Origin of the sequence: Spirillospora sp. NBC_01491, assembly GCF_036227065.1 — a bacterium.
Lineage (GTDB): Bacteria > Actinomycetota > Actinomycetes > Streptosporangiales > Streptosporangiaceae > Spirillospora > Spirillospora xylanilytica.
Genome location: NZ_CP109432.1, coordinates 1,552,459 through 1,570,879 on the forward strand (window position 1 = coordinate 1,552,459; position 18,421 = coordinate 1,570,879).

An 18,421-nucleotide genomic window follows, 5' to 3' on the forward strand; every position below is an offset into this window, starting at 1 on the left:
TTCGCTCCCGAAAGCTTGGGCGCAGGAGCACTCGGAGCGGTGTCGCGCCCTGCCCAGGCCGGTGGGGGCCTGACCATGGACTCCACCTACATCATCATCGAGAGCCAACCCAGCCCCGCAGAGATCCGCGAACTCTTCGACCACTGCCGTCAGCTCATCGGCGCAAAGAAGCGCCACCGCTGGAACGACGGCCCGTCAGCCACCATGCCCGGGTGCCGGGAGTACGCCATGCTGCCCGGCCAAGGACTCCCGCTGTGGCTACAGGTTTGCTACACCACGGCCGGCCCCATCGCCTGCGACGACCCCGAGCAGCCAGCACCGAAACGCTGGGTGCAGATCAACCTGCACAGGGGTGGCGATCACGTCCGGGACCGCATGCGAGACAACATCGGCGCGTGGCTCACCACCCGCGGCTGGACATGGCAGTGGCAGACCGACGACACCCCATGGCGCCGCGGCTAACCCGCGACGGACGGCCACCCCGATGAGCAAGCGCTGCTCCCGCTGCAACGGCACCAAGCAGATCGGCGTCTCCAAGGTCCTCGACCCGCTCACCGGGCGGACGCTCAAGAAAACTCCGATCCCATGCCCAGACTGCCCATGAACCACAGTCCGACCACCGCCGCTACACCACGCTCCAGAAAGGACTGACCCCCGTGTCGAATCTCCACAAGATCAAATTCGCCGTCTACAAGATCGACCGTCCCGCGAAGTACCACATGGCGTACATCTGCACTTGCTGCAGTAAGCCCGCCCTCGCCACCGGCGAAGACATGAAGGGCCTGTTCAGCGGCGAGTGCACCGCCGGCACCAGCTCCACCATCATGGCGAGTTAGGGAGCGCACGGCCCATGACCCCGCGCGATTCATCTCACTGAACGGAGCCTGACCATGGCGCGCCTCCAGTTCCGCATCGCCAACATCGCCCTCGATGAAGAAGAAGACGTCACCGGGATCACCGCCGTCGCCCGTGACGACGCCTACGAGGTCATCATCCACCGCTCATAGCAACACCACCCGAACACGAACCGCGCCAGCCTGGCGCTGCGTCCGGGCGCCCGTCCTCAGACGGGCGCCTCACGGAACATCAGGCCCCCTACACCAACACCGTCAATGCGGCGCTCAACCTCATCCACCGTCCTTAGAGAGGCACCAGCGATGACATACGACGACCAGCAGCAGCAGCAGCAGGACGAGCGGACCTTCCTCGCCGAGACGTACGGGGACAGCCCCGAGGAACTGGAGCTGCAGGCCCTGGATGAGGCCCGCGCATTCTTCGGGCAGGCCGTCCGACTCGCCATCGTCCCGAACTACGCCGTAGCACGACCCTCATCACCACCCTCGGTGGAGCGCGCGGCCATGCTGGGGAAGACCTACCGGGCTCTGGTCAGAGTCCGAGTCGCCTGAACAGGCCCGTCCCGGACGAGGAGAACTGATGCCCAAGGCCGCAGCAGAGATCACCGTTCAACCTGGATAATCCCGACGACATATCCTCTGACCTGCATATATGGGAGAATTGAGCATGGGCGTCGACGAGTACCTCGAGAAGTACGACGGCCTTTGCCGGGAGGTCTACGCCGACACCCGAATGCCGCCGGGCACCCGCGAGGTCGCCCTCACCATGGGCTGGGTCATGTTCCGCCACCCTGAACGCCCCAACGGTCGCCCGTTCTGGCGTGAGGTCAAGAGGATCCTCCGGGGCAACGAGGCCGGGAAGCCCCGTTTGTGGGACCTGACCGCCGACGATGCGCCCCGCTACGAGCAGCCAGGAGCGTCCTACACCTTCTCCGGGTCCTGCGAGGGGCCACGCCACCGCGCCTACCAACCTCACGGCGGCCACACCTACCGCAGCGCCACGATCGTTCACGCCCCTGCCGGGGGAGCCCCGCACCCCCACGACCACACACAAGGCGGCCGAGTCTGCGGGACCGAAGGGCGCATCCGTGTCCTCGAGCGCGACATGGCGACCGGGTGGACCATCACCCGCTGGTTCTGCCGCCGGCATGAGGAGCGGGCCCGCGAGGTCCAGGCCCAGCTCGACGCCCGCGGCGAAGCCCCACCACCGATCCCGAACAAGGGCGGGCTCCTGCCGTGCTACTTCAAGGCCGACTGGGAGAAGGTCTACCGCGAAGCAGTGGGCAAGTCCTTCCGCGGCCCGATCGGCTGGGAGCCGCCGTACTACGGACTCGCCGCCGACGACTGGCCCACGCCCGGCAAGCAGCCGATACCGCGCCGGCCCCGCCTCTCGATCATCACCGGCTCCTGACCGACGGAGGCGACACCATGAAGCTGCTGTTGAGCCGCGCCACGACGGCGGCGATCAGGGATGCGATACGACATCTGTCCCCTCACCCAGACGTTGTCTACGTCGACAGGACCAGGGACATCTCCCTCAACATCACACGGTCAAGCCCGCGCGGTACTTGGCACATCCTGCAAGTGGAAGGATCTGACGTCGTTGAGGCTATGGACGATCTCGCCTCAGGCAACCCGCTGAGTGTCGTGCCAGCCACTACCTACAAGCTCCGCTGGCGGTTGGCGCTCAAGTACCGCAGAACCTTCGTCGTCGAACCCGCGGACGTCAGCATCATGCCCATCAGCGACCACCCTGAGCTAGACGAGCCAGGCTGGCGCACGATGCTGTTCGAGTGGCGAGCCGGCACTCTTCACGTCGGCGAGAGCGAGGCCCTGGAGTTGGCGGAGCAGATCAGCCATGCCGTCCCCTTGCCGACCTATGAACGATGAGCACTGACGCCGGCGTGTCGCGTAGGGATGCGGAAGTGATCCTCTGCGGCGAGGACGGATGCGAACAACTGGGCGATCAGACCGCCGTCTGATGGGCTCACAGAATGCACATTCCGGGAAGTTGATGATAGAAAACGGAGGTCGACGACTCGTGACTGAGCTTGTCCCCCACAGCGACGAAATCGTTACGGCCGTCAGCCTGCTCGCACACACACCACCGCCCAGGGGCGCTGCCGACCCCTACCTCGCCTATAAGGACTCACTCGACAGCCCCGAATCCAAGACGACGATGATGCGGTGCCTCGACCGAATCGCGCTGATGATCATTGAGGCGGAGATCGACGGGCCACTCCCCCGAGATCACCCACCGGTCACGGGCGCGGGCCGCTCCTGGTGGCTCCTGCGATACGAGCACACCTCACGTATCCGCGGCTTGCTGCTGGAGATGGGCTGGTCTCCCAGCAACGTCAACAAGCATCTGTCAGCGCTCCGCCGAGTTCTCCAGGAATGCAAGTACCTCGGCCTGATGACGGCCGACGAGTACGACGCGGCTGCCCGAATCAAGAACGTGGATGCCAAGCGGGAGAAGGCCGGCCGGAGTCTCAATCCTGACGAGCTGTCTTCGATGCTGCGCGCCAGCGTGGACGTCGACGGGCCGTCGGGCGTCCGTAATGCGGCCCTGATCGGGATTCTGTGGTGCACGGGCGCGCGGCGCGAAGAGGTGGCGAACATCGTGCTCGAGCGTTACAACGCTGGCGCCCGAGCTCTTCGCATCATCGGCAAGGGCAACAAGGAACGCACCGTGTACATTCACCCGCGGGTGCTCCCCCATCTGGATGCCTGGCTAGCGCTGCTGGGCACCCGCCGCGGGCCGATGTTCCGCCCGATCGACCGATGGGGTCATGTGCGACCAGATGCGATGTCCAAGCGGGCCATTGGGATGGTTGTTGCGCGGGTTCGTGCCCGCGCTGGGCTGCCCCCACTGTCCACCCACGACTTCCGCCACACCTTCATTGGCGACCTCCTCGACAAAGGAGTCGACCTGGCCACCGTTCAGGCCCTCGTCGGACACGCTTCTCCAGTGACCACGGCCGCCTACGACCGCCGGCCGGAACTCGTCAAACGCGAAGCCGTGGACAGCCTTGACTTCCCTGGGGCGCACTCTGCCACTCCCCCGCTGGACGCCGACACCGAGGAGTGACCACGTGGCAACAATGCGACTGGAATCGTCTACGCGCTCATCGACCCCCGCGACACCTTCGTCCGCTACATCGGGGCCACCACCCAGACTTTGAAGAAGCGCCTGGATTCGTGGGAGATCGTCACCCCGGCCGTCACCCTCGCGTACGCGGTGGCGTCCCGCTGGGTCGAGACGCACTACCCGGCGGCCGGCCGCGCGCTGCTGTCCCTTGGGCTGGCGCGGCGGTCGCCGGTCTACATCAAGACATCGGAGCTGCCCCGGTAGCCTGACCTGGTCGGCGGGTGGGGAAGCCCGTCCGGCAGGAAGCGCCACATCCCTCCGGGGGTGTGGCGCTTCGTCATGTCTGGACTGCGGTTAATCGGTGAGCTTGTGAGCACGACTCAGGGCCGGGCCATCCACTCCCACCTGCGATTACGTGCTCAGGTCAAGGTTTGGGGAGAGTGGCCAGGAGCCGGTCCGCTTCCCCGACCTTGGGAACGGTAAGAAGGGGCTGCCAGGTGCGGCGGATCTCGGTGAGGATGCGCCGGGTTCGTTCCGATGAGACGACCGCCAGGTCGTCGGAAAGGCCGATCAGAGTGTTCGCGGCCTGCTCGGGGTGCCGCTGGCGGAGTTGGACGTGCGCGAGACGCGCTCCGATCAGCGCCCGACTCCTCCGCTCGACCGTCAGCCGGGAACCGACAGACACTGCGAAGTGCTCCTCTGCGCCCCGCAGGTCGCCCAATTGGGCCAGCGTGAGCCCGACTTGATGGTTGAACGAGGTGCGGCGGTAGTTCCCGAACAACTCGCTTTCGGGCAGGGAATCTGCGCGGTCCAGGTCGGCTTCCGCTTTGCGGAGCAGGCTTCGGGCTCGGTGCCGGTCGTGGCTGGCGGCGGCGTGCGCTTCGGCGCACATTCCGGTGATCCATGCCCGGGTCCGGACAGGGGAGCCAGCTTTGATGCCGTCGGCGGCGGCGTCGGCCAGGTCGCGCCCCGCACGGTTATGGCCCAGCTCGATCGCTTGGACGGCCAGGCTCCGCAGAGCGGTGGACCGCATGATGGGGTCTTCGGCCTCTTCTGCCAAGCGAACGGACTGTACGTAATACCGCTGGGCGAGGCCGGTGCGCATCGAGTCGGCGGCCATCCAGCCCGCCAGGTAGGTCAGTTCCGCAGCAGCGAGGAACAGGGCTGGGCGGGCCCGGCCGGTTGTGCCGCGTAGCAGGGGCGCCACGTCGTGGGTGAGGTAGGCGGCGACGGCTGAACGTGCGTGGCCCCCGCCGTACATGTCATCGAGCACGCCGAAGTGCTCGGTGGCGGTACGGATTCGCTCCGCGTCGGACTGTCCTGCCCGGCGCGCGGGACCGGTCCGGTCGGTGATCTTGTGGGATCGGTCGGGCAAGGTAGCGGCGGCCAGTGAGTACAGGCCGCTGGTGAGGGCGGTACGCCGGTTGAGCATGTCGTCGCGTCCTAGGTGGGCGACCCAGGCGACGGGGTCACCGTGCCAGGGATCATCAGGCGGGGGGATCGTTTCGGTAGGCCATCCGAGGTCGGCGGCCGTCAGGCCGGGGCGGTCCAGTAACCGGGCGAACGCCTCCACCGCCGCCGCCATGACGGCCGGCATCGGGATCGTCCCATTGAGCCATCTACCCAAGGACGAGGCGGCGCAACGCAGGTCCGCGCCGTCTTCGCCGCCCACCCGATTGGTCATTTCGGCGATACGCCCGTAGGTGCATCCGGTGCGGGCGATCAAATCCGCCAATTTGCGGTTTCGGACGGGACTGGTGCGTGGCCGTGGCATCCCAATATCCTCCTCGCCTGCGCGTATCCCCTGAAATACTCCTACCAAGAAAACAACGTAATACGAGAGAAACGAAGTAAAAGGTATGGCTCTGCCGATCAAGGTGCTTGCGAGTTTTTATTGAAGAGATCCCGCAGGGGTCATCCCGGATGCGAATCCGGGACGGAATCCACAGAAAGGAAGGACCGAAATGGCGGAAGAGAGCCAGCGCAAGGTGGAGGAGCTGTTCGCTGACGTGCAGGTCCTGGAGATCCCCTCGGCCGAGACGCTGCTCAGCAAGACGGCCGGTTCCTCCGACACCTACTCCGAAGAGGACTAGCTACCCCTGGCCCCGGCCCGCGATCGGCGGGCCGGGGCCGCCTCGGTTCGGGAGGGCTGATGCTGAAGTTGCGAGTCGCCGGGCGCGGGTTCGACCTGGCGGAGGGTTGGGTGTGGGATGGTCGCCGGTGGAGTGCGCCGTGCGGCTGGGTGGAGCCGTTCGCCCATGAAGCCCTCGAACATCAGATGGTGGTGCGGAGCGGCGGCGCGGCAGCGTTCCTGATCGTCCGTGAACGCGCCGGAGGGACCGGCGCGCTTCCGGCGCCGGGGGTCGGGGCTGCGCCGGCGGAGCTTGCCGAGCCGGCGTTCAACGACCGCCGCCGCGGTGTCACCGAGTGGCCGATCGGGTTCACCGTGGTGGACCTGACCGGGCCGGCGGACCGCGGGACCGTCACGGTGTCGTGCGGGGCGACCGGGGAGGCGCCGCTTCAGCTCGGTGTCGACGGCGAGACCCTGCACGGGTCGTGGGATCTGCTGGACTTGGAGCCGGTGTGGTCGGTGAACCGGCTGAATCTGGAGGAGGCCACCCGGTTTGTGTCGCTGCGGACGTTGTACAGCCCGGCGACGCTGTTCAGCGGGGTCTACTCGTTGACCGAGCGGGCGTCGGCGGTCTTCGACGGGTCGGCTCTGTCGATCACTCTGCCCAGCCCCGCGCAGCATGCCCGGCCCCGGACGCTGCGCGAGGGCGCCGATCCCGTCCCGGTGTTTCAGCAACTGCTGGAGGAGGTGACCGCGCGGTGGCAGGCCACGCCCGGGCATGTCGCTGTGGAGTTGTCGGGCGGGATGGACTCGGCCGTGGTCGCCGCCGCATTGTCTGAGATGCACGGTTCGGTGCGCACCGCGGTGATGAGGCTGCCGGGCGCCGCCGGCGACCAACAGATGGCGCGCCGGGCCGAGATGATCGACGTGCTGGGCATCGGCCCCGACCACGTGGTGTCGGTGGCCGACCATGCGCCGTTCCACCCCGGGGGGACACGCCGCGGGACGCGGTTCTCTCCCAACGACGGCAACTACGCCGAAGCCACGGAGCTGTTCCAGCAGGAGCTGGTGGCCGCCGGTGTGACCACCGTGTTCACCGGTGCCGCCGGCGACGACATGGTGGGGCTGCGGCCCGAGGAGTTCCAGCGGCTGGGGCAGCAACGCCCGGTGCGTCCGATCCCCGGGTGGCTGGGCAAGCAAGCCCGGGAGGTCGTGCCGGTCCTGGCCGAGGGGTCGGCGCCGGTGCCGGTGCTGAAGTATTCGGTGCTGGCCGGGCTGGAGCCGCGGTTCCCACAGACGATGCGCCAAGGGCTGTGGCCGGTGTCGCCGCTGGCGGCGCCGGAGCTGGCCCGGTTCGGGGAGTCGCTGCCGCTGGAGTGGCGGCACCACAAGAGGGTGATCCGCGAGTGCCTGGCCCGCCGGGGCCTGTCGGATCGGGTGGTGTGGCCGGTGCTGCGCGAGAACTTCGCGCCCGTGATGGAGACCGCGATGCGGCGCTGGGGTATTGGGCTGCTCGCTGACCTGGTCAGTCAGGGATCGGTGCTGGCCGACCAGGGCATCGTCGACCCCGACGCGGTGCTGGAGGCGTGTCGGGACGGCCGCGCGGGCGGCCGGGTGCGGGCGCTGTACCGGCCGCTGATGCTGGAAACCGCGCTGCAGTCCATGGCCGGGGCCTGACTCTGGGTGCTTGGGGTGTTGGGCTCGGCACCGCGCCCGCGGCTGTGGGGGGCGCCGAGCCCGTCGCCGGTCGGAGGCGGCCGGATCCGGCCGCGTGTCGCTTCAACATCCATGGCCACGGCCTGACGACACGCGGCCGGCGGCCCATGTTCTGGGGCTTCCGGGGGTCGGATGCGGTGGGTTGCCTCACCGGGCCCACGGGTCGCCGTAGTCTCAGAGGACCGGCTCGACCCACTCCGGACCATCTGCGAAAGGCGCCTGGCAAGTTGTCTGATTCGTACGTTCACCTGCATGTTCACACCGAGTACTCGATGCTCGACGGTGCCGCCAAGATCAAGCCGCTGGTCGGCAAGGCGGCGGAGTTGGGGATGCCCGCGGTCGCCATGTCAGACCACGGAAACATGTTCGGGTCGTATGAGTTCTACAAGGCCGCGCGCGGGTCGGACATCAAGCCGATCATCGGGATCGAGGCGTACGTTGCGCCCGAGTCACGGCACGTCCGCAAACCGATCATGTGGGGCGAACCGCACCAGAAGAAGACCAACGAGGAGACCGGTGAGGGCGGTGACGTCTCGGCGTCAGGGTCCTACCTTCACAAGACGATGTGGGCCAAGGACTCCGAGGGCCTGCGGAACCTGTTCAAGATCGCCTCCCTCGCCTCGTTGGAGGGCCACTACCGCAAGTGGCCGCGGATGGACGATGAGCTCCTGGCCACCCACGGCAAGGGGATCATCGCCACCACCGGCTGCCCGTCCGGCGCGGTGCAGACCCGGCTGAGGCTGGGGCAGTTCGACGAAGCGCTCAAGGCCGCCGCCAAGTATCAGGACATCTTCGGGAAGGAGAACTACTTCCTGGAGCTCATGGACCACGGTCTGCCGTTGGAGCGCCGGGTCCGCGAGGACCTGCTGAAGATCAGCAAGGAACTCGGCATCCCGCCGCTGGTCACCAACGACTCTCACTACGTCACCGAGGACCAGGCCCAGGGGCATGACGCGCTGCTGTGCGTCGGTACCGGATCCCAGATCGCCGACCCGGCCCGGTTCCGGTTCAGCGGGTCCGGCTACTACCTCAAGACCGCAGATGAGATGCGGGCATTGGACGCCTCGGACGCCTGGCAGGAGGGGTGCCGCAACACGCTGCTGGTCGCCGAGATGGTCAGCGACTACGACGCGGTGTTCGCCAACCGGGATCTGGCCGCCAAGTTCCCCGTCCCCGACGGTGAGACCGAGTCCTCGTGGCTGCGAAAGGAGGCCGAGCGCGGCGCGGTCGGCCGCTACGGCGCGCAGGTCCCGGCCGAGGTCACCGAGCGGATCAACTATGAGCTGGGCGTCATCGACGAGATGGGGTTCCCCGGCTACTTCCTCGTCGTCGCCGACATCTGCAACTACGCCCGCGACAACGGCATCTGGCTCGGCCCCGGCCGCGGGTCGGCGACCGGATCGATGGTCTCCTACGTCACCGGGATCACCGAACTCGACCCGATCGAGCACGGGCTGATCTTCGAGCGGTTCCTCAACCCCGAACGCGTCTCGATGCCCGACGTCGACCTCGACTTCGACGACCGCCAGCGCGACCGGATGATCCAGTACGTGACCGAGCGGTACGGCCGCGACAACGTCTCCCTGATCATCACCTACATGACGATCAAGTCCAAGGCCGCGGTGAAGGACTCCTGCCGCATCCACGGGCTGCCGTTCGCGCTCGGCGACCGCATCACCAAGGCATTCCCGCCGGCCGCGGCGGGCAAGGAGATCCCGCTGTCGGCGATCTTCGACGACAAGCACCCCCGTCACGGCGAGGCTGGCGAGCTGCGGCAGCTCTACTCCGATGACGTCGAGGTCAAACGGGTCATGGACACCGCTGTCGGCATCGAGGGCCTGACGCGCGGCACCGGTGTACACGCCGCCGGCGTGATCCTGTCGTCCGAGCCGCTGATCGAGGTCATGCCGATCCACCAGCGCCAAGACGACGGCGCGCGGATCACCGGTTTCGACGGGCCGAGCTGCGAGGAGATCGGCTGCCTGAAGATGGACTTCCTCGGGCTGCGGAACCTCACGATCTTGGGCGACGCCGTCGCGAACGTGAAGGCCAACCGCGGCATCGAGCTGGAGATGTCCACGCTCCCGATGGACGACGCCAAGACCTACGAGCTGCTGCGCGCTGGGTGGACGCTGGGGATCTTCCAGCTCGACTCCACGATGATGCGGGACCTGACCAAGCTCATGGCCCCGACCGAGTTCGAGGACGTCTCCGCTGTGCTGGCGCTGGGCCGGCCGGGGCCGATGGGCGCCAACGCCCACACCAACTACGCGCTGCGCAAGGCCGGGCAGCAGGAGACCACCCCGATCCACCCTGAGCTGGCCGAGGTCCTTGAGCCGATCCTGGGCAGCACCCACGGCCTGGTGGTGTATCAGGAGCAGGTCATGGCGATCGCGCAGCAGCTCGCCGGCTACACCCTGGGCGGCGCCGACATCCTGCGCCGCGCGATGGGCAAGAAGAAGAAAGAGGAGATGGACCGCCAGTGGGCGATCTTCTCCAAGGGCATGGCCGACAAGGGCTACACCGCCCAGGCCGCCCAGGCCGTCTGGGACGTCCTGGTCCCCTTCTCCCAGTACGGGTTCAACAAGTCCCACACCGCCGGGTACGGGCTGGTGTCGTACTGGACCGCGTACATGAAGGCCAACTATCCCGCCGAGTACATGGCGGCGCTTCTGACCTCGGTGGGCGACAACAAGGACAAGATGGCGGTGTACCTGGGAGAGTGCCGCCGCATGAAGGTCAAGGTCCTGCCGCCCGACGTCAACGAGTCGGTCGCCATGTTCGCCGCGGTCGGCAACGACATCCGGTTCGGCCTCAATGCGATCCGCAACGTTGGGGACAACGTCGTCGCCGGAATCATGACCGGCCGTACCGAGCAGGGCCCTTACACCGACTTCACCGACTTCTTGTCCAAGGTCACGATGCCGGTCTGCAACAAGCGCGCCATCGAGTCGCTGATCAAAGCGGGCGCGTTCGACAGCCTCGGGCACCGGCGCCGGGCGCTGCTGCTGATCCACGAACCGGCCGTCGACTCGGTCATCTCGGAGAAGAAGAACGCCGCGATCGGCCAGGACTCCCTGTTCGGTGGCCTCGACGAACCCGGTGGCTCCGGCTCGGCGGCGACTGTGACGGTGCCTGACGCAGACGAGTGGGACAAGGGCACGCTGCTCACCTTCGAGCGGGAGATGCTCGGCCTGTATGTCTCCAGCCATCCCCTGGACGGCGCCGAACGCATCCTGGAACGCAATCGCGACGCCTCCACCGCCGAGATCGGCGCCGGTGGCCGGGAAGGCACGGTGCGGCTGTCGGGGCTCATCTCCGGCCTGGACCGCAAGGTCACCAAGCAGGGCAACACCTGGGCGATCATCAAGCTCGAGGACCTCGAAGGATCGCTGGAAGTGCTGTTCTTCCCCAAGGTCTACCAGCTCCACGCACCTGATCTGGCTGCGGACGTGGTGATCTCGGTGCTCGGCCGGATCAACGACCGCGACGGGTCCATCTCCGTCCACGCCCAGGAGATGGAAGTCCTGGACGTGTCGGGACCGACCGGTAAGGACTCACCGGTGGTGATCACCATCGCCGAGAGCCGCGTCACCGAACCCGCTACCGGCGAACTCAGGCGGGTACTGAAGGCGCACCCGGGCGAGGCCCCCGTGCACATGCTCCTGCGGCGCCACGGCGGACGCAAGAACGTCCTGATGAACCTGGAGCCCTTCCAAGTTCAGCCGGGGCCGGCCCTGTTCGGCGACCTCAAGAGCCTGTTCGGTGCCGGGGCCGTGTCGCAATGAGTCCGCTGCCTCGCCGAGGTCCACCGCCCGCCGGACGGATTCACGTGGTCTCGGCGCCGCAGCCTCCCACCTGCCCGCGCTGCGGCGGCGAGGGCCTGGCCTCGGCCAGAGTCCCGCACGACGTCAGCCGCGCTGACGGGCACAAGGTCAAGGGGACCACCGTGGTGGTGCTATGCCCCCGCTGCGACGCACACCGGCCGGCAGCGGGCGCATTGATCACGTTCTTCGCCGTGTACGGGACCGTGGAGAGCGCCACAGTCGACCAATGCGCCAGGCTCCTCCAAGCCTGGACAAACGAGATCGTTCTTCTCCCAGCAGATACGACCGCAATCGATGTTGAGGCCGCGGCCTGGCGGACCGGAGAGCTTTGAGCATCTCCTGCCAGCGTCTTCTCGTCTACGGCGGGGTTCTGTCTCTTCGGTGAGATCTGCTTGGGACGGTTCCTTATCGACTCGCGGCCATCCACGCGTGCAAGGTGGTACCGCGGCCCCGGGCGCGCGCCAGCAAACCCGGGGCCGCGGGGTCTCATGGGCCGATCAGCCGTTCGGCCGCGATCAGTCGGTGGTCGCCGTCGGTGTCGGGCGGGACGAACAGGCGGCGGACCCGGCCGCCGGGGGCGACGCCGCGCCACCACCCGCCGGCTTCGCGCAGCAGCGTCCCGGCGATCCGGTCGTCCTGGTCGCGGAGGAAGTAGACGCCGTCAGCGCCGATCAACCGGTACTCCGTCATCTCTGCCTCCCCAAGCGCGGCCGGTGCTCCCCCAGGGGCGGGGGTGTGGAGCACCGGCCGCGCGATCCCCCCACCCGGCCGGACGGATTCCCCAGTCCGCCGACCGGGCATCGGGCCGCACGACCCCCGCGCAGGCCGTGCGACATTGAGCGGGCACGGCGGGTTGCTCCCCGGAATGGTTCCGCCGCGCCCACGATCAGTAGCTCCGCAGCTTGGACCGCAGCCCCTCAGGACTGTCGGCCGTCAGGTCGGAGTCGCGGTCCAGGACGTTGCTCGTCGGCGCCCCGCGGCTGGCCCACCACCGGCGGCCGTCGTCGGTCTCGGTCTCGGTGATGTTCCAGCCCGGGAACTCGGCGCACAGCTCGGCCGCCGTCAGCTCTCCCTCGGGGCCGGCCAGGTTCCCAGCCCGCCGCAGCGCGCCCTTGACCTCGACCACGGCCTCGAACGGCTTGTCGGCCTCACACAGCCAGATCCCACCCGCCCACGTGAACCACCACCGGTCCCAGTCACCGGCACGCCGACGGCAATCGAGCCGGACGCCCCGGCTGTCCGGCCCGTCCGCCACCTGAAGCAGCCCGCTCTTGATCTCGGCGGTGAACCCCTGACCCTTGAACGCTTCGGCCAGAGTCGCGAGGAGGACGGGGCCGTCAGGTTCCGGCAGGTCCACCGCGTCGGCCGCATGTCTCTGTGGCATGAGACACATACTCACCGCGACGGGCCGGCCCAATGTTCCAGGTTGGAACACCGGGGTCCTTGCGCCGGCCCGCCGAGTGGACTACACGGCCATGCGGGAGTGCAGACGGCGCAGCGGCTCCGGCAGTGTGCGGCGGATGTCGACCAGGTGGGCGACGGTGGTCCGGGCGGTCGGGTGGAACGTCACCATCTGGCCAGCGATGCGGTCGGCGGAGTCCAGGCGGGCCAGCGCCGTCTCATAGTCGCCGGTCTCCAAGTGCACCCGCGACATGTCGATCTCGTGATGGGCCCGCCGCTCAGGCGGCAGCGCGGCCAGCGTCCGGTCGGTGATGGCGTGATCTCGCCGGGCCGCCTCGTCCAGCTCGCCGAGCTCTGCGGCGACGGCGGCGCCGTGGATCGACACGTTCCCCGGCGTGAACTCCAGGCCGTACACGGGTGTCCCGGTACCGGATCGGATCTGGTCGGTGGCCCGCCCGTACCGATCCCAGGCCCGCTCAGTGTCGCCGGCCCGGCTCGCGACGATCGCCGATCGCAGGGCGAGCGCGCCCGACACCTCGTGCGCGTCCTTCCGGGAGCCGTCGACATCGGCGGCGGCACGGTCCAGGAGCGTTCCGGCCGGCGCGTACTGTGCCATCGCCATCAGCAGCAGCGCCCGCGACAGCGTCATCAGGTGCGGGAGGTGCGGATCCCCGGAACGGCGTGCTGCGTCGGCGGCACGCTCCAGCAGGGCGAGGGAGTCGCCGGAGTAGCCGAGCCGCCGCGTGAGGCCGACGGCGGAGCGGTGCGCCAGCGCGAGCAGCCGCCAGGCAGTCGCCGAGTCAGAGTCGTAGGCCCACCACGTCAGCTCTTCCAGGACGCCTGGGATCCGGGAGGCGAGCTTGCCGAGCTGGGCCTGGGTCTCCAACCGGCGGGCGGTTGCGACCTCGGCGGCGAGGACGTCAAGGCTGCGGGGCGGCCCATCTAGATCGGGCCCCACGTCCACGTAGGCGAGGATGCGGCGGAGTTCGGGGATGACAGTGTGCACGTGGTCGTCCTGACCCTGTACCTGATAGGGCTGCCCGTACAAGGCGGCAGGGTCCATGCCGAGCGCGACGGCGACGGCGGAGACGAACGCGGGAGTGGCGACCTTGTGGCCGGCCTCGACCTGAGCAATGTGGCTGCGAGAGTAGGTGGACCGCTGCGCCAGCCCGATCTGTGTGAGTCCGCGGCGCTTTCGCGCGCGAGCGACCCGGGTTCCGACGGTGTCCGGGGTACCATCTTGTTCCATAGGCCCTGCCCCGTTCCTAGTGACTCGACACCACAAGGCTACGGCGCAGGGCCGAAATACGTCAGGGGTACGACGACGCCCCGCCGCCTCATCGCACGTGAGGGGCGGGAGCCAGTTTGTTCGGGGCGGTCAGTTCAGGCAGCCGGCGGTCTTCAGGATGGCGATGGTCTCCGCGTTTGGGGAACCGACCCCGACAGGCCCTTGTACATCGGGAGATCCGAGAACGTACTCAGCCGGCTTGGTTCCCCATATGGGCCAGCGCACCAAGCGGTACGAGACGCTGTCACTACCGATTTCTAGCGGCGCCTACGAGGGCGCCCCTGCTGCGAGGTCACGCATGCTGCATCTGACAGGATGCGGTTCGTGGCTGACTTCGACTTCCCCGATGACCTCCTCCAGCTTCAGCGTGACTTCTACGCCGCTGACCGGCGCTGCGGTGAGATCTCGGCGTCTCATCCGCGGGCTGCGGACATTGTGACCGGCGTAGCGGAGGTCACCGCGGAGCAGCGGGCCGAGCTCGCGGCGGCGCGGGCGGAGCGGCTCCGGATCACGGAGCAGATGCAGGGCCACACGTGGTGGGAGACCGTTGACGTGGCGGCGGCGAAGGCCGCACTGCGGAAGGCCACGCAGGCGTAGCTCAGGTGGTTAGTGGGATTAATCAACGGCCATCCGGCCATCCGGTCACTTTGTTTTACTTAGCGCTGTGGGTTACATACAGGCGGTTGTGTATGCAATTCTGCACACACGTCACAGACCGTCTCTTGTCAACTACACGCACCGCGTCACCGGCGCGGGAGCACGCCTGACTGGGTGGCCCCGATGTTGCGATCACCACCGGGGCCATCTACACAGCAGTGCTGCTACAGGTCGAGCTGGCCGGCCTTCACCAGAGCGGCGAGGTCTCGCCAGCTCTCTGGCGACAGTACGAGCGCACCGTCGTCCGGCGCCTTGCTGTCCCGGACACCGACGGCGCGGCCCCCGACTTGCGCTACCTGCACGCAGTTGTTGCCGCCACCTGTGCTGTAGGTGGAAGTTCGCCACACGGCACGCGTGAGCATCTCATCTCCTAACGGAACTACTCTCGTGTCCTGGCCGCGAGCCACGCGATGGACTCCTCAGGCGACAGTGCAGCCTGGCGCACGTGGTCAAACGCCACCCTAATCTGCGTGAGCTGCCCACTACTCTCCGCATACCACTCTCCCAGCAGTCCCTCAGAGTGGCCGACGTCCAGGCCGTGGTCCTCGGGGAACGCGAACAGGGTGAACGAGCTCTCAAGGCCGAAGGGCCGGCTCGCAGTGAAGGGCAGGATCTGAATCGTCACGTTGCTGCGCTCGACGGCGTGACTCCACACCTCGCTCGTCTGTTTGCGCATCACGCAGGCGTCGCCCACGACCTGGTGGAACGCGGCTTCGTTGATCACGAGATGTAGTCGGGGCGGCGTGACTCGCTCGAGGACCGCCTTGCGGGCCATCCTTGCGGCGACAAGGCGGTCGAGGTCCTTCTCGTCGCCATCCCGGACAGCCCGGATGAGGGTGCGGGCATAGTCCGGAGTCTGGAGCAGGCCAGGGATCAGCGCGATCTCGTAGGCGAAGATCTCTGGCGCCTGGTCCTCGAGCATCGGATAGTTGCCGGTGAAGGCGTCGCCGAATGCGGTCCACCAGCCGCGTTGCCAGGAGTCCTGGTTGAGGTGCCGGAGCGCGTCGTGCCGGTCGGGCTCCAGGCCGTAGAGCTGGAGAAGTGCCTGCACGTCATCGTCGGCGGGGCGGGTGGCTGCGTCTTCGATGCGGGAGAGTTTGCTCCTGCTCCAGCCCAGCCGGCGGGCGGCCTCTGCCTGGCCGAGGCCGCTGCGCTCACGGAGCCTCTGGAGTTCGAGGGCGAGGCGCCTGGCGCGCACTGTGGGTGAGGTGACGACTGCCATGGCTCCATCATCCTCCCCGGGTCCACCTGTACCGGCGCCTGTCCGGATACGGTCACGATGATCGTGCGACACCCATTGAAATCATGCACGTCGCATGGGGATCATACGGATATCGCCCAATAAGCGACAGACCGTGAAACAGCGGAGGTCAGCCGATGACAGGTACACGCTCCAGAGCAGGCGGGTCGTGACCACGCTCATGGACCTCGCCGCTGCGCCGCTTGCGCTCTCCCTCTCCGCGGTAGACCAGGCACCGGCCGTGCGCGCGGCGGTACGCGCCTACGCCGCCAAGGTCGTCGCGGATATTGAGCTCCTCGACGACATCGAGCTCATGGCGAGCGAGGCGATCACTAACGCGCTGCTCCACGGGTCCGTACCGGTGCACGTCACGGTCACGACCATCCCGGGGATGCTGCGGGTGGAGGTCGACGATCAGGGCCCTCCCCCGGGCAGCAACACGAGCCGCGACGATAACAACGGCCGCGGCCTCTTCATTATTGATGCGCTCGCGGAAGCGTGGCGGCTGACTCGTGAGCGGCAGGGCACGCGCCTGGTGTTCGAGGTGCTGATCTAAGCCCGCACAAGCTTGGAGGTGTCCCCACGCCTCCGAGGGCCGGGAGGCCGAGAGCGGCCCCGATCGGATCCCAATGTGTGCCAACCCAGGGATCCGGTCGGGGCTCCTCCCCGACTCAATTAACTAGTCGTCATTAACTACTCGTCCCCGTCCGCTGACAAGGCGGAGAGCACTGCATTCTTGGGCGCGCTGTACCTGGTCGCCTCTACAGTGGCGTCATGGATTTCAACTGGGGCGGCTCGACCTGGGGTCTGATGCTGGTGCAGCGTCCCTCCGGCACGCACCTCTCGCAGTCGAGCACTCCGGGCGGAAAGAGCCCGCTGGCGCGGGATGACGACAACAAGCTCGTCGGACACGCCAAGCTGTTCCTCGGGGACAAGGTGGCCCTGGGGATCCTCGGCGCGGGCGTCGTGTTGGGGGCCGCCGCTGCGTTGAAGGTTACGCCGCACGTCAAGAGCGGGATGCTCACCCTTAAGTCGAAGCTGAGCCGCCGGGCAGAGGAGACCGCCGACGTCGAGGCCCTCGTTCCCCTCACGGTCGTTGCGGAGGTCGGGCCGGAGCAGCCTGACGCCCCTAGACTGCGCGCTGTCTGAACCGTCAGCCAGGCGAAGGCTCGGGCCCGGGTAGATCCGCATCACGGACTGTCCATCCCCCTTGCCGTGGGTGCATACAACACCTCGGCGACGACCTACGCTCGCCACGGCGCTTGGGTGAGTCCGGACCGGCGCACGAACCCGTGATCGTTCTCAGCGCCAATGGCTGTACCGATTTCCCCCGGGGCCGGCACCCGGCCTGGGGCTCGGTCACCAAACGCCGGGGCCGACGAGAGTCTGCTTTATGGACCTAGGGTCGCCCGCCCCTGGGGCCGGGTATCGGGTTCTTGACTTTCCTGCTGGATGGATAGGAAAGACAGGCCGACTGATCTCCGCGAGCAACGACGAAGACGCCCCGCCCTCCGCGCCGAAGCGCGGGAGGACGGGGCGTCCGCGCCGGTCGGGCTTCCCCACCCGCCGACTTCGATCAGGGTACGTCAGCCCTGCGGCACCTCCGGCCGGGACACCGCCGGGGCCGGCGACACCGCCTGCCGCAGCAGCAGCGCCAGCACGATCGACCCCGCCGTCACCGACGTGCTGATCTGGTCCGCGGTCAGGTCCAGCCCGAACGCGGCAAGCGCCGTCAGCACCGTCGCCGCGGCGCCCGTAACCGCCGATACGACGACCGGCCGAGTCATGACCGCGACCACACCCGCGAGGACCGCGGTCGCGATGGTGGTGACAGCGGCGACCTGGCCTGCGGTCAGGTCGAGCCCCCAGGCGACCAGAGCAGCGACCGCAGCATTCACGGCGTAAATGATCACTGCGGGCTCGTAGCCGAAAATCTTCATGCATACCTCCGGGCATGCCAAAGGACCCGCCGATGCGGGCCACGTACTTGATGGGGGTCAGTCCGTAAGGTCGTACGCCTCGCACGCCAGATCCGCAGCCGCGGCCAGCGCGATGAGCGCCCGTTCCTTGCGCGGGCCAGGGGGAAGGCGGATCAGCCAGTCCATCCCGACAGCGAGCGCAGTCCCCCGCACATGCCTGACCGGCCGCGCGTCATCAGCAAGCGCAGCGAACCTCAGCATGACGTCGTCGAGGGTGATGGGTGGCCTGCCTTCGGCCTGCACGCGGCTGTGGGAGGGTGGGGGAAGTGACAGGTTACCTCCCTGCACCGACAGACG

Annotated in this window: 22 protein-coding genes and 1 pseudogene; 14 read left to right on the plus strand and 9 right to left on the minus strand. The window is 67.8% G+C overall.

What is annotated here, in order from left to right:
• Positions 1 to 75 precede the first annotated feature (75 nt).
• From OHA34_RS07580 to OHA34_RS07610, 7 genes are all read left to right on the plus strand, one after another.
• Positions 76 to 462: a hypothetical protein gene (locus OHA34_RS07580; RefSeq protein WP_329521124.1), complete on the plus strand. Its 387-nt coding sequence runs from the start codon at positions 76 to 78 to the stop codon at positions 460 to 462.
• 194 nt (positions 463 to 656) lie between these two features.
• On the plus strand, positions 657 to 836 hold the full coding sequence (locus OHA34_RS07585) for a hypothetical protein (RefSeq protein ID WP_329521125.1): 180 nt from the start codon (positions 657 to 659) through the stop codon (positions 834 to 836).
• A 321-nt stretch (positions 837 to 1,157) separates the two neighbouring features.
• Entirely contained in the window at positions 1,158 to 1,406 is a 249-nt protein-coding gene (locus OHA34_RS07590; protein WP_329521126.1) for a hypothetical protein, read from the plus strand.
• Positions 1,407 to 1,521: 115 nt separating this feature from the next.
• Positions 1,522 to 2,265 carry a hypothetical protein gene (locus tag OHA34_RS07595; protein ID WP_329521127.1) on the plus strand — a complete coding sequence of 248 codons (744 nt, stop codon included), beginning with the start codon at positions 1,522 to 1,524 and terminating at the stop codon, positions 2,263 to 2,265.
• 17 nt (positions 2,266 to 2,282) lie between these two features.
• On the plus strand, positions 2,283 to 2,744 hold the full coding sequence (locus tag OHA34_RS07600) for a hypothetical protein (RefSeq protein WP_329521128.1): 462 nt from the start codon (positions 2,283 to 2,285) through the stop codon (positions 2,742 to 2,744).
• Between the two features lie 151 nt (positions 2,745 to 2,895).
• Complete coding sequence (locus OHA34_RS07605) at positions 2,896 to 3,945, plus strand: tyrosine-type recombinase/integrase (protein ID WP_329521129.1); 1,050 nt, start codon at positions 2,896 to 2,898, stop codon at positions 3,943 to 3,945.
• A 90-nt stretch (positions 3,946 to 4,035) separates the two neighbouring features.
• Positions 4,036 to 4,209, plus strand: a complete 174-nt coding sequence (locus OHA34_RS07610) for a hypothetical protein (RefSeq protein WP_329521130.1) — start codon at positions 4,036 to 4,038, stop codon at positions 4,207 to 4,209.
• 160 nt (positions 4,210 to 4,369) lie between these two features.
• Here OHA34_RS07610 and OHA34_RS07615 read toward each other — a convergent pair whose 3' ends face one another.
• Positions 4,370 to 5,671, minus strand: a complete 1,302-nt coding sequence (locus OHA34_RS07615; protein WP_329521131.1) for a hypothetical protein — start codon at positions 5,669 to 5,671, stop codon at positions 4,370 to 4,372.
• A gap of 238 nt (positions 5,672 to 5,909) precedes the next feature.
• Between OHA34_RS07615 and OHA34_RS07620 the strand changes: the two genes are divergently transcribed.
• The 4 genes from OHA34_RS07620 (at position 5,910) to OHA34_RS38445 (ending at position 11,891) form a co-directional block, all read left to right on the plus strand.
• A complete protein-coding gene (locus tag OHA34_RS07620) occupies positions 5,910 to 6,038 on the plus strand; it encodes a hypothetical protein (RefSeq protein WP_329521132.1) in 129 nt (42 codons plus the stop codon).
• A gap of 59 nt (positions 6,039 to 6,097) precedes the next feature.
• On the plus strand, positions 6,098 to 7,693 hold the full coding sequence (locus OHA34_RS07625; protein ID WP_329521133.1) for an asparagine synthase-related protein: 1,596 nt from the start codon (positions 6,098 to 6,100) through the stop codon (positions 7,691 to 7,693).
• 266 nt (positions 7,694 to 7,959) lie between these two features.
• Positions 7,960 to 11,520, plus strand: coding sequence for a DNA polymerase III subunit alpha (gene dnaE, locus OHA34_RS07630; protein WP_329521134.1), 3,561 nt, complete (start codon positions 7,960 to 7,962; stop codon positions 11,518 to 11,520).
• A complete protein-coding gene (locus OHA34_RS38445) occupies positions 11,517 to 11,891 on the plus strand; it encodes a DUF6300 family protein (RefSeq protein WP_443029623.1) in 375 nt (124 codons plus the stop codon). Before dnaE ends, OHA34_RS38445 begins: the two co-directional genes overlap by 4 nt.
• A 154-nt stretch (positions 11,892 to 12,045) precedes the next feature.
• Here the strand turns inward: OHA34_RS38445 and OHA34_RS07635 are convergent, their stop codons facing one another.
• From OHA34_RS07635 to OHA34_RS07650, 4 genes and pseudogenes are all read right to left on the minus strand, one after another.
• Positions 12,046 to 12,249 carry a hypothetical protein gene (locus OHA34_RS07635; protein WP_329521135.1) on the minus strand — a complete coding sequence of 68 codons (204 nt, stop codon included), beginning with the start codon at positions 12,247 to 12,249 and terminating at the stop codon, positions 12,046 to 12,048.
• A 196-nt stretch (positions 12,250 to 12,445) separates the two neighbouring features.
• The gene (locus tag OHA34_RS07640) at positions 12,446 to 12,943 is read right to left on the minus strand and encodes a hypothetical protein (protein ID WP_329521136.1); all 498 of its coding nucleotides are present in this window, start codon (positions 12,941 to 12,943) and stop codon (positions 12,446 to 12,448) included.
• Positions 12,944 to 13,024: 81 nt separating this feature from the next.
• Positions 13,025 to 13,966 carry an XRE family transcriptional regulator gene (locus tag OHA34_RS07645; protein WP_329522493.1) on the minus strand — a complete coding sequence of 314 codons (942 nt, stop codon included), beginning with the start codon at positions 13,964 to 13,966 and terminating at the stop codon, positions 13,025 to 13,027.
• A gap of 57 nt (positions 13,967 to 14,023) precedes the next feature.
• Positions 14,024 to 14,209 (minus strand): annotated as a pseudogene (locus OHA34_RS07650) (helix-turn-helix domain-containing protein); the annotation flags it as partial.
• Positions 14,210 to 14,572: 363 nt separating this feature from the next.
• Between OHA34_RS07650 and OHA34_RS07655 the strand changes: the two are divergent.
• Positions 14,573 to 14,845 carry a hypothetical protein gene (locus tag OHA34_RS07655; protein WP_329521137.1) on the plus strand — a complete coding sequence of 91 codons (273 nt, stop codon included), beginning with the start codon at positions 14,573 to 14,575 and terminating at the stop codon, positions 14,843 to 14,845.
• Between the two features lie 224 nt (positions 14,846 to 15,069).
• Here the strand turns inward: OHA34_RS07655 and OHA34_RS07660 are convergent, their stop codons facing one another.
• Together OHA34_RS07660 and OHA34_RS07665 are read right to left on the minus strand one after the other, a co-directional pair.
• Positions 15,070 to 15,267 (minus strand): DUF397 domain-containing protein, encoded by a 198-nt coding sequence (locus OHA34_RS07660; protein ID WP_329521138.1) that lies wholly within the window; start codon positions 15,265 to 15,267, stop codon positions 15,070 to 15,072.
• Between the two features lie 17 nt (positions 15,268 to 15,284).
• A complete protein-coding gene (locus tag OHA34_RS07665) occupies positions 15,285 to 16,127 on the minus strand; it encodes a helix-turn-helix domain-containing protein (RefSeq protein WP_329521139.1) in 843 nt (280 codons plus the stop codon).
• Positions 16,128 to 16,314: 187 nt separating this feature from the next.
• On the opposite strand from OHA34_RS07665, the gene OHA34_RS07670 reads away from it, so the two are divergent.
• Both OHA34_RS07670 and OHA34_RS07675 read left to right on the plus strand, forming a co-directional pair.
• Positions 16,315 to 16,701 carry an ATP-binding protein gene (locus tag OHA34_RS07670; RefSeq protein WP_329521140.1) on the plus strand — a complete coding sequence of 129 codons (387 nt, stop codon included), beginning with the start codon at positions 16,315 to 16,317 and terminating at the stop codon, positions 16,699 to 16,701.
• A 218-nt stretch (positions 16,702 to 16,919) separates the two neighbouring features.
• Positions 16,920 to 17,294 carry a hypothetical protein gene (locus OHA34_RS07675; RefSeq protein WP_329521141.1) on the plus strand — a complete coding sequence of 125 codons (375 nt, stop codon included), beginning with the start codon at positions 16,920 to 16,922 and terminating at the stop codon, positions 17,292 to 17,294.
• A gap of 437 nt (positions 17,295 to 17,731) precedes the next feature.
• Here OHA34_RS07675 and OHA34_RS07680 read toward each other — a convergent pair whose 3' ends face one another.
• Positions 17,732 to 18,085, minus strand: coding sequence for a hypothetical protein (locus OHA34_RS07680; RefSeq protein WP_329521142.1), 354 nt, complete (start codon positions 18,083 to 18,085; stop codon positions 17,732 to 17,734).
• Between the two features lie 57 nt (positions 18,086 to 18,142).
• Complete coding sequence (locus OHA34_RS07685) at positions 18,143 to 18,367, minus strand: hypothetical protein (RefSeq protein ID WP_329521143.1); 225 nt, start codon at positions 18,365 to 18,367, stop codon at positions 18,143 to 18,145.
• Positions 18,368 to 18,421 lie beyond the last annotated feature (54 nt).

Coding starts and splice junctions, on each gene's coding strand:
- OHA34_RS07580 (WP_329521124.1), top strand. CDS start 76: ATGGACTCCACCTACATCATCATCGAGAGCCAACCCAGCCCCGCAGAG.
- OHA34_RS07590 (WP_329521126.1), top strand. CDS start 1,158: ATGACATACGACGACCAGCAGCAGCAGCAGCAGGACGAGCGGACCTTC.
- OHA34_RS07595 (WP_329521127.1), top strand. CDS start 1,522: ATGGGCGTCGACGAGTACCTCGAGAAGTACGACGGCCTTTGCCGGGAG.
- OHA34_RS07600 (WP_329521128.1), top strand. CDS start 2,283: ATGAAGCTGCTGTTGAGCCGCGCCACGACGGCGGCGATCAGGGATGCG.
- OHA34_RS07620 (WP_329521132.1), top strand. CDS start 5,910: ATGGCGGAAGAGAGCCAGCGCAAGGTGGAGGAGCTGTTCGCTGACGTG.
- OHA34_RS07625 (WP_329521133.1), top strand. CDS start 6,098: ATGCTGAAGTTGCGAGTCGCCGGGCGCGGGTTCGACCTGGCGGAGGGT.
- OHA34_RS38445 (WP_443029623.1), top strand. CDS start 11,517: ATGAGTCCGCTGCCTCGCCGAGGTCCACCGCCCGCCGGACGGATTCAC.
- OHA34_RS07635 (WP_329521135.1), bottom strand. CDS start 12,249: ATGACGGAGTACCGGTTGATCGGCGCTGACGGCGTCTACTTCCTCCGC.
- OHA34_RS07640 (WP_329521136.1), bottom strand. CDS start 12,943: ATGCCACAGAGACATGCGGCCGACGCGGTGGACCTGCCGGAACCTGAC.
- OHA34_RS07660 (WP_329521138.1), bottom strand. CDS start 15,267: ATGCTCACGCGTGCCGTGTGGCGAACTTCCACCTACAGCACAGGTGGC.
- OHA34_RS07665 (WP_329521139.1), bottom strand. CDS start 16,127: ATGGCAGTCGTCACCTCACCCACAGTGCGCGCCAGGCGCCTCGCCCTC.
- OHA34_RS07675 (WP_329521141.1), top strand. CDS start 16,920: ATGGATTTCAACTGGGGCGGCTCGACCTGGGGTCTGATGCTGGTGCAG.
- OHA34_RS07680 (WP_329521142.1), bottom strand. CDS start 18,085: ATGAAGATTTTCGGCTACGAGCCCGCAGTGATCATTTACGCCGTGAAT.